Genomic DNA, 8504 nt, shown 5'->3' on the forward strand with positions numbered 1-8504 from the left:
CCGCGGCGCAGTTGGCACGAGCCGCCGCGCTGCTGGCGCGGCACGGCTACGAGCCGCGGGAGCCCGAGGACCGGGCCGCGCCCGCCGGGGACCCCGACCGCGCTACCCGGCTGGAGCTGGGCAACTGCCCGTTCGACCGGCTGGCGCGCGAGCACACCGCCCTGGTCTGCGGGGCCAACGTGGCCCTGGTCGGCGGGACGCTGGAGGCGCTGCCGTGCCCCGACCTGGTCGCGCGGCTGGACCCGGGGGCGGGCCGGTGCTGCGTCACCGTCGGCGCGCGGGAGTGACTGCGCTACCCTGACCTCATGCGCTGCCAGCAGCTCCTCCTTAGGCAGCCGCGCTGAGCGGTCGGGCGACCCCGACGGGCCAGCGCGGCAGACCCCTCCTGCGTGAGGGGCTTTTTTGTGCCGCCGGGCCACCTGGGGCGCGAGGCGGGCCGGCACCGGGACGAGCAGCCACGAGGACGACGAGGACGAAGAGGCGATGAACGACACGACCATCCCGCCGCACCGCTACACCGCGGAGCTGGCCAGCCGGATCGAGGCGCACTGGCAGGAGCGCTGGGAGCAGGAGGGCACCTTCCGCTCGGTGAACCCGGCCGGTCCGTTCGCCGAGCCGGACCACCCCCGGCTGCGGGGTGGTGACGGGGACGACGACCACCTGTTCGTCATGGACATGTTCCCCTACCCCTCCGGGACGGGGCTGCACGTCGGCCACCCACTGGGGTTCATCGCCACCGACACCTACTGCCGGTTCCAGCGCACGACCGGGCGCAACGTGCTGCACACGATGGGCTTCGACGCCTTCGGGCTGCCGGCCGAGCAGTACGCCGTGCAGACCGGGCAGCACCCCCGCACCACGACCGAGCGCAACATGGAGGTCTACCGCGCGCAGCTGCGCCGGCTGGGCATGGGCCACGAGCTGCGCCGCTCCTTCGCCACCATCGACCCGGACTACTACCGCTGGACGCAGTGGATCTTCCTGCAGATCTACGACTCCTGGTACGACGAGGACGCCCCCTCGCGCAGCGCCGCCGGCGGCGCCGGGCGCGCCCGGCCGATCAGCGAGCTGGTGGCGGAGTTCGCCGCCGGGAGCCGGCCGCTACCGGGGGAGCACGCCGGCCGGGCGTGGGCGGACCTGACGCGGGTGGAGCAGGCCGACGTGCTGGACCGGTACCGGCTGGCCTACCTGTCCGCAGCCCCGGTGAACTGGTGCCCGGGCCTGGGCACCGTGCTCTCCAACGAGGAGGTCACCAGCGAGGGCCGCTCCGAGCGGGGCAACTTCCCGGTCTTCCGCCGCAACCTGTCGCAGTGGATGATGCGCATCACCGCCTACGCCGACCGGCTGGTGGACGACCTGGACCGGCTGGACTGGCCGACCAAGGTGACGACGATGCAGCGCAACTGGATCGGCCGCTCCACCGGCGCGACGGTCCGGTTCCCGGTGCCCCGCGCGGACTCCTCGGAGGCTGCCGGTAGCGGCGGGGAGGCCGCCATCGAGGTGTTCACCACCCGCCCGGACACCCTGTTCGGCGCCACCTTCATGGTGCTGGCCCCCGAGCACCCGCTGGTCGAGGAGATCGTGCCGGCCGCCTGGCCGGAGGGCACCAGGGAGGCCTGGACCGGCGGGGCGGCCACGCCGGCGGAGGCGGTGGCCGGCTACCAGCGGGAGGCCTCCACCAAGAGCGACGTGGAGCGGCAGGCCGACGCCCGCACCAAGACCGGGGTGTTCACCGGCGCCTTCGCCACCAACCCGGCGACCGGGCAGCAGGTGCCGGTGTTCGTGGCCGACTACGTGCTGATGGGCTACGGGACCGGCGCGATCATGGCCGTCCCCGGGCAGGACCAGCGCGACTGGGACTACGCCACGGCGTTCGACCTGCCGATCGTGCGCACCGTGCAGCCACCGGCCGACCACCCCGAGGACGAGGCGTTCACCGGCGAGGGCCCGGCGATCAACTCCAGCAACGAGGAGATCAGCCTGGACGGGCTGGGGGTCGACGACGCCAAGGCCCGGATCATCGGGTGGCTGCAGGATCGGGGGCTGGGCCGGGAGACCGTCACCTACCGGCTGCGGGACTGGCTGTTCAGCCGGCAGCGGTACTGGGGCGAGCCGTTCCCGATCGTGTGGGACGAGGACGGCGTCGCGCACCCGGTCCCCGAGGACCAGCTGCCGGTCGAGCTGCCGGACGTGCCGGACTACAGCCCGCGCACCTACGACCCGCAGGACGCCGGCTCCGCGCCGGAGGCGCCGCTGGCGCGGGCGAACGACTGGGTGGAGGTGGAGCTGGACCTGGGCGACGGCCCGCGCAGGTACCGCCGGGAGACCAACACCATGCCCAACTGGGCCGGCTCCTGCTGGTACCACCTGCGCTACCTGGACCCGGCCAACGACCAGGCGCTGGTCGACCCCGAGGTGGAGCGCTACTGGATCGGCCCGCGGCAGCAGCCGGTGGCCGGTGCGCCCGAGGGGGCGGTCGACCCCGGCGGCGTGGACCTGTACATCGGCGGTGTGGAGCACGCGGTGCTGCACCTGCTGTACGCCCGGTTCTGGCACAAGGTGCTGTTCGACCTGGGGCACGTCTCCAGCGAGGAGCCGTTCCGCCGGCTGATCAACCAGGGCATGATCGAGGCCTACGTCTACCGGGACGCCCGCGGCTTCCCGGTGCCGGCCGCCGAGGTGGAGGAGCACACCGACCCGGCGGGCGGCCCGTCCACGTTCACCTGGCAGGGCGAGCCGGTCACCCAGGAGCAGGGCAAGATCGGCAAGTCGCTGAAGAACGTAGTGACCCCCGACGAGATCTGCGCCGACTACGGCGCCGACACGTTCCGGGTCTACGAGATGTCGATGGGTCCGCTGGAGCAGTACCGGCCGTGGGAGACCCGCGCGGTCGTGGGCTCCTACCGGTTCCTGCAGCGGCTGTGGCGCAACGTCGTCGACGAGGAGACCGGCGAGCTGGTCGTCACCGAGGAGCCGATGGACGAGGTGACCGAGCGGCTGGTGCACCGGACGGTCGAGGGGGTGCGCCACGACTACGAGGGGCTGCGGGTCAACACCGCGGTCGCCAAGATGATCGAGCTGAACAACCACCTGACCAAGCTGGACGCGGTGCCCCGCGCCGCCGTCGAGCCGCTGGTGCAGATGGTCGCGCCGGTGGCACCGCACCTGGGCGAGGAGCTGTGGTCCCGGCTGGGCCACGAGCGCTCGCTGGCCTACGAGCCGTTCCCGGCTGCCGACCCGGCGCTGCTGGTCGACGAGACCGTCACCTGCGTCATCCAGGTGCGGGGCAAGGTCCGGGACCGGATCGAGGTGCCGGCCGACATCACCGAGGACGAGCTGCGCGAGCGGGCGCTGGCCACCGAGCGGATCACCGAGCTGCTGGGCGGCGTCGAGCCGCGCAAGGTGATCGTGCGGGCGCCCAAGCTGGTCAACGTCGTTCCCGGGTGACCGGCCGGCCGTGACCGTCCGGGTGCTGACCGACTCCACCGCCTGCCTGCCCGTCGAGGTAGCGGCGCGGGCGGGCGTGTCGGTGCTGCCGCTGCACGTGGTGGTGGGCCGGCGCACCCTCGCCGAGGGCGTCGACGTCACCAGCGACGAGGTCGCCGAGCTGCTCCGCGCCGGCAACGAGCCGGTGAGCACCTCCTCCCCGGCCCCGGGGGAGCTGGTGGAGCGCTACCGGGAGCTGGCCGCCGAGCCGGGGTGCACCGGCATCGTGTCGGTGCACCTGTCCGGCCGGGTCTCCGGCACCGTCGAGACCGCCCGGCTGGCGGCCCGCGCGGTCCGGGACGAGGTCACCGTCGAGGTGGTGGACAGCCGGGTGCTGGGGATGGCCATGGGGTTCGCCGCGTGCACCGCGGCCGAGGTCGCCGATCGCGGCGGTTCCCTCGACGAGGTCGCCCACGCCGCCCGGGACCGGGCGGCGGCGTCGCACACCTTCTTCGTGGTGGACACCCTGGAGTACCTGCGCCGGGGCGGCCGGGTCGGCGCGGCGCGGTCGCTGCTGGCCTCCGCGCTGGCGATCAAGCCGCTCCTGACGCTGGCCGACGGGCAGGTGGAGCCGCTGGAGCGGGTCCGCACCCGCAGCCGCGCGGTCGCCCGGCTGGAGGAGCACTGCTCCCGCGTGGTGGCCGAGGCCAGCGGGCAGGGCCGGTCGGTCGAGCTGGCGGTGCACCACCTCGCCGCGGCCGACCGGGCCGAGCGGCTGCGGGGGCAGCTGGCCGCCGCCCACCCCGAGGCGGCCACCATGGTGGTCCAGCTGGGGGCGGTCACCGCCGTGCACACCGGCCCCGGGACCCTCGCCGTGACGGTCTCCCCGCGCGGCTGACCCCCGGCGCCGGTGCTCCGGGCCGCGGGTCTGCCCCATGCCCGCGGCTCGGGTAGCGGCGTGCCCACCGTGGCTCGCCGGCTTTCCCGGCGCCACGAAGCCGCCGCGCGGGTCCACCTCGAAGCGCCAGTCCTCGCCGTACGTGGTGAGCCACGCGTCCGCCGCCTGCTGCAGCCGGGCCCGGTCGGTGACCTGCTCGGCCGTGCCCTCGACCACCACGTCGGTGCCGTCCTGCCAGGCGTTGCTCCCCGTCGTCACCGCCACCTGCCGGTTGTGGCCCAGGTTGCGCGCCTTCTGCTCCGTGGGGCCGGTGCAGAACCGGGGCCAGGCCCCGGTCCCGGCCAGCCGCGGCTCTCGTGCGCTTCCGCGGGAAGCGTTCCCGCGGACATCCGCTCTTCACGCGGAGCGCTCAGCGACCAGTGAGCCCGGTGACCTCCCCGGCCGGCGTGGCGGTGGCGGTGACCGCACGCTCCAGCGCCGCCAGCGCGACCGCCACGTCCTCCTCGTCGGTGGACCAGTTGCTGACCGAGATCCGCAGCACCGACCGGCCGTGCCAGTGCGACCCGGTCATCCACACGGTGCCCTCCTCCAGCAACCGCCGGGCGACCTCCTCGGTCCGGGCGTCGTCGCCGATGGCCAGGCTGACCTGTGTGAAGACCACCTCGTTGAGGACCTGGACGTCCGGGATCGCGGCGGCACCCTCGGCGAGGGCGCGGGCGTGGCGGCAGAGCCGGTCCACCAGCTCGGTCAGCCCCGTCCGGCCGAGCGACCGCAGCGCCGCCCACACCGGCACCGCCCGGCCCCGCCGGGACAGCTCGGGCACCCGCTCGTAGGACTCCAGCACCGTCGGGTCGGTGATGAGGTAGTCGCCGTGCATGCCCATCGCGGCCTTCATCGCGGTGGGGTCGCGCACCACGCAGACGCCGCTGTCGTAGCCGACGTTGAGCGTCTTGTGCGCGTCGGTCGCCCACGAGTCCGCCTGCGGCAGGCCGGCGACCAGGTGCCGGCGTCCGGGCGAGGCGGCCGCCCACAGCCCGAACGCGCCGTCGACGTGCACCCAGGCACCGGCCTGGTGTGCCCGCTCGATGATCGGCTCCAGCGGGTCGCAGTCGCCGGAGTGGATGTTGCCCGCTTGCAGGCACACGATGGTGGGCCGGTCCTCCCCCTCGGCGAGCCGCTGGGCCAGCACGTCCGCACGCATCCGCCCCTGGTCGTCGGCCGGTACCGTCTCGGGCCGGCCCAGCCCCAGGTAGCGCAGCGCGAGGTCGACCGTGTCGTGGCGCTCCTCGCCGACCAGCACCCGCACCGGCGGTGCACCGTTGAGGCCGCGCTCCCCGACGTCCCATCCGGTGGCCGCCAGCACCGCGTGCCGTCCGGCGGCGAGGCCGGTGAAGTTCGCCATGGTGGCGCCGGTGCAGAAGCCGACCGCCGAGCCGTCCGGCAGCCCCAGCACGTCCAGCAGCCACTGCGCCGCGATCTGCTCCAGTGCCGCGTGCGTCGGGCTGACGGCCTTGATGGCGGCGTTCTGGTCCCAGGTCGACACCAGCCAGTCCGCCGCCAGCGGTGCGGGCATCACGCCGCCGATCACGAACCCGAAGAACCGTCCGGACGGGGAGCCCACGACGCCGGGCCCCGCCGAGCCGCCGAGCAGGTCGATGACCGCCACGGGGTCGGTCGGGTCCTCCGGCAGCGTGGTCCCGAACGCCGCCAGCATGTCCTCGACGCTGGCCTCGGCCGGCACCCGCCGCGACGGCATGCCGTCCAGGTGCGCCTGCGCGTAGTGCGCGGCGCGGCGCAACGGCTCGGCGTAGCTGTCTCCGGAAGCGGACACCGTCGGCCACCTCCCTCTCCCTCGGCTCCCGGTATAGCGCTCCCGGGCTGTCACGGGCAACCGGTTCGCCCGCCGCCGGTCCCCACCGGTGGCCGGTGCCGGGCGCGGTCCACAGGGCGGTAGCGGCCACGCTCGCCGCTCCTGCGGCCGGCCTAGCGTGCCGGTCCATGCGGTCCGAGCAGGAGCCCGGTCAGGATGGGGGCCGGCCCACGATCGGGCCGCCCGGCCGGCACCGGGCGGGGCGGAGACCGGCAGCCCCGGTCCGCCCGGTGCCTCGCCTGCTGGAGCTGCCGGTGGCGCTGCGGGCGGCCGATCTGGGGGTCCGGCCGGCTGCCGTGGTCGGGATGGTGCTGGTCCTGCTGCTGGTCGCGGCCGTGGTCGGGGTGCGCGTCTGGTGGGCCCAGCGTGCCGCCGCCCCGGAGCCGGTGCCGGTTGTGGCCACCAGCCAGGTTGAGCCCGCGGACCGCGGGGAGGGCGGTGACCAAGGCGATTCGGTCCCCGTCACCGAGGAGCCGGCTGCAGCGTCGGCCACCGGCGCGGCCAGTGCGCCGCCGGTGCCGCTGGTGCTCCACGTGGCCGGCGAGGTGGCCCGGCCGGGGCTGGTGCGGCTGCCGCCGGGCTCCCGGGTCGAGGACGCCCTCGCCGCCGCCGGTGGAGCCACCGGCCGGGCGGACACCGGCCGCATCAACCTGGCGCGGGAGGTCACCGACGGCGAGTTCGTGTGGGTGCCGGGGGCGGAGGAGGAGCCACCCGCACTGGTCGGCCCCGCCGGGGGAGGTAGCGGGGCAGGTGACCCTGGGAGCGCGGGCGGGGCCGGCGGGGACGCGCAGCCGCTGCAGGTCGACCCGAACACGGCCGACCGGGCCGCGCTGGAGGAGCTGCCGGGGGTTGGCCCGGTCACCGCGGAGCGGATCGTGGCCTGGCGGGAGGAGCACGGCCGGTTCAGCAGTGCCGAGGAGCTGCTCGAGGTCAGCGGGATCGGGGAGCGCACCCTCGAGCAGCTGCGCCCCCACCTGACCTGGTGACAGCCGTGCCGGCCTCGCCGGAGGAGGCGCGCCCCCGGGGGCTGGACCTGCGGCTGCTGCTGCCCGCCCTGGTCGCCTGGGCGGTGCTGGCCACGCTGGTCCCTCGCGACCCCGTCGAGCTGGCGGTCGTGGCGACCGCTGCTGGCCTGCTGGGGCTGGTCGTGCTGCTCCGGGTCCGGCACCGGCCCGTGCCGGGGCGCGGCCGCTACGACGGCCCGGACCGGCGTGATCGGCCGGTGGTCACCGACCACCGGCCGGTGGCCGCGCTGTGCCTGCTGACCACCGCGCTGGTGCTCGGGTGCGGGGCCGCCGACCACGCCGTGTCGCGGGCCGGCACGGTGACCGAGCTGGCCGCCGAGCGCGCCGTGGTCACCGCTGAGGCGACCGCCCTCACCGAGCCGCGCCTGGTGTCGCGCGGTGACGAGAGACCCGACCTGGTGGTGCTGCAGGCACGGCTGCAGCGGGTCGAGGGCCGGGGGACGAGCCAGCAGGTGGCGGCCCCGGTCGTGGTGTTCGCCGACGAGGCCTGGCGGCAGGTGCCCTGGCGCGCCCGGGTGCGGTTCGTCGGGCGGCTCTCTCCGCCGGACCCGGGCACGGAGGTGGTCGCCGCGGTGGCGCCGGTGGGAGGGGTGGAGCTGGTCGCCGAGCCCGGCCCCGTGCTGCGCGCCGCCGACGTGGCGCGGGAGCGGCTGCGGGCGGCGATGGCCCCGCTGCCCCCGGACGCCCGCGGGCTCATCCCGGGGCTGGTCATCGGCGACACCTCGCTGACGCCGCCGGAGCTGTCCGAAGCGATGCTCACCACCGGCATGTCTCACCTCAGCGCCGTCAGCGGGTCCAACGTCGCGATCGTGCTCGGGGCGGTCGTCCTGCTGTGCGGGGCGCTCGGGGTCGGGGTGCGGTGGCGACCGCCGCTGGCGGTGCTCGCGCTGGCCGGGTTCGTGCTGCTGTGCCGGCCGGAGCCCAGCGTGCTGCGGGCCGGTGCGATGGGGCTGGTGGGCCTGCTGGCGCTGACCACCTCCCGGCGCCGGGCGAGCCTGCCGGCCCTGGGCGTGGCCGTGGTCGTGCTGCTGTGCTGGGACCCGTGGCTGGCGCGCTCCTACGGGTTCGCGCTGTCGACGCTGGCCACGCTCGGCCTGGTGGTCTTCGCCCGGCCGTGGGGCGACGCGATGGGGCGCCGGCTGCCGCGGCCGGTGCGCCGGCTCGGCGACCCTTGGACGCGCAGCTGGTGATCAGCGTGGTGGCCCCCGTCCTGGTCATGCTGCACCTTGGCGGTCTGCAGAGCTCGGGCGGCGTGGTCCTGTGGGCGCTGATGCCCTCGATCGCC

General features: G+C 75.5%; 5 protein-coding genes and 1 pseudogene. 5 read left to right on the forward strand and 1 reads right to left on the reverse strand.

The features are described 5' to 3' along the window. The 3 genes and pseudogenes from GFJ45_RS16455 to GFJ45_RS13745 form a co-directional block, all read left to right on the forward strand. Window positions 1-287, forward strand: a pseudogene (locus GFJ45_RS16455) (hypothetical protein); the annotation flags it as partial. Between the two features lie 196 nt (window positions 288-483). Beyond that, entirely contained in the window at window positions 484-3447 is a 2964-nt protein-coding gene (gene leuS / locus GFJ45_RS13740) for a leucine--tRNA ligase (RefSeq protein WP_153398171.1), read from the forward strand. A 10-nt stretch (window positions 3448-3457) separates the two neighbouring features. Next, window positions 3458-4324, forward strand: coding sequence for a DegV family protein (locus GFJ45_RS13745; protein WP_153398174.1), 867 nt, complete (start codon window positions 3458-3460; stop codon window positions 4322-4324). Between the two features lie 409 nt (window positions 4325-4733). Here GFJ45_RS13745 and GFJ45_RS13755 read toward each other — a convergent pair whose 3' ends face one another. Continuing rightward, window positions 4734-6155 carry a pyridoxal phosphate-dependent decarboxylase family protein gene (locus tag GFJ45_RS13755; protein ID WP_228387051.1) on the reverse strand — a complete coding sequence of 474 codons (1422 nt, stop codon included), beginning with the start codon at window positions 6153-6155 and terminating at the stop codon, window positions 4734-4736. Between the two features lie 269 nt (window positions 6156-6424). On the opposite strand from GFJ45_RS13755, the gene GFJ45_RS13760 reads away from it, so the two are divergent. Together GFJ45_RS13760 and GFJ45_RS13765 are read left to right on the forward strand one after the other, a co-directional pair. Beyond that, window positions 6425-7180: a helix-hairpin-helix domain-containing protein gene (locus GFJ45_RS13760; RefSeq protein WP_153398177.1), complete on the forward strand. Its 756-nt coding sequence runs from the start codon at window positions 6425-6427 to the stop codon at window positions 7178-7180. Continuing rightward, entirely contained in the window at window positions 7177-8409 is a 1233-nt protein-coding gene (locus GFJ45_RS13765) for a ComEC/Rec2 family competence protein (RefSeq protein ID WP_153398179.1), read from the forward strand. The genes GFJ45_RS13760 and GFJ45_RS13765 overlap by 4 nt, the downstream gene beginning before the upstream one ends. Window positions 8410-8504: the final 95 nt, after the last annotated feature.

It is taken from the genome of Ornithinicoccus halotolerans, from assembly GCF_009602535.1.
GTDB lineage: Bacteria > Actinomycetota > Actinomycetes > Actinomycetales > Dermatophilaceae > Ornithinicoccus > Ornithinicoccus halotolerans.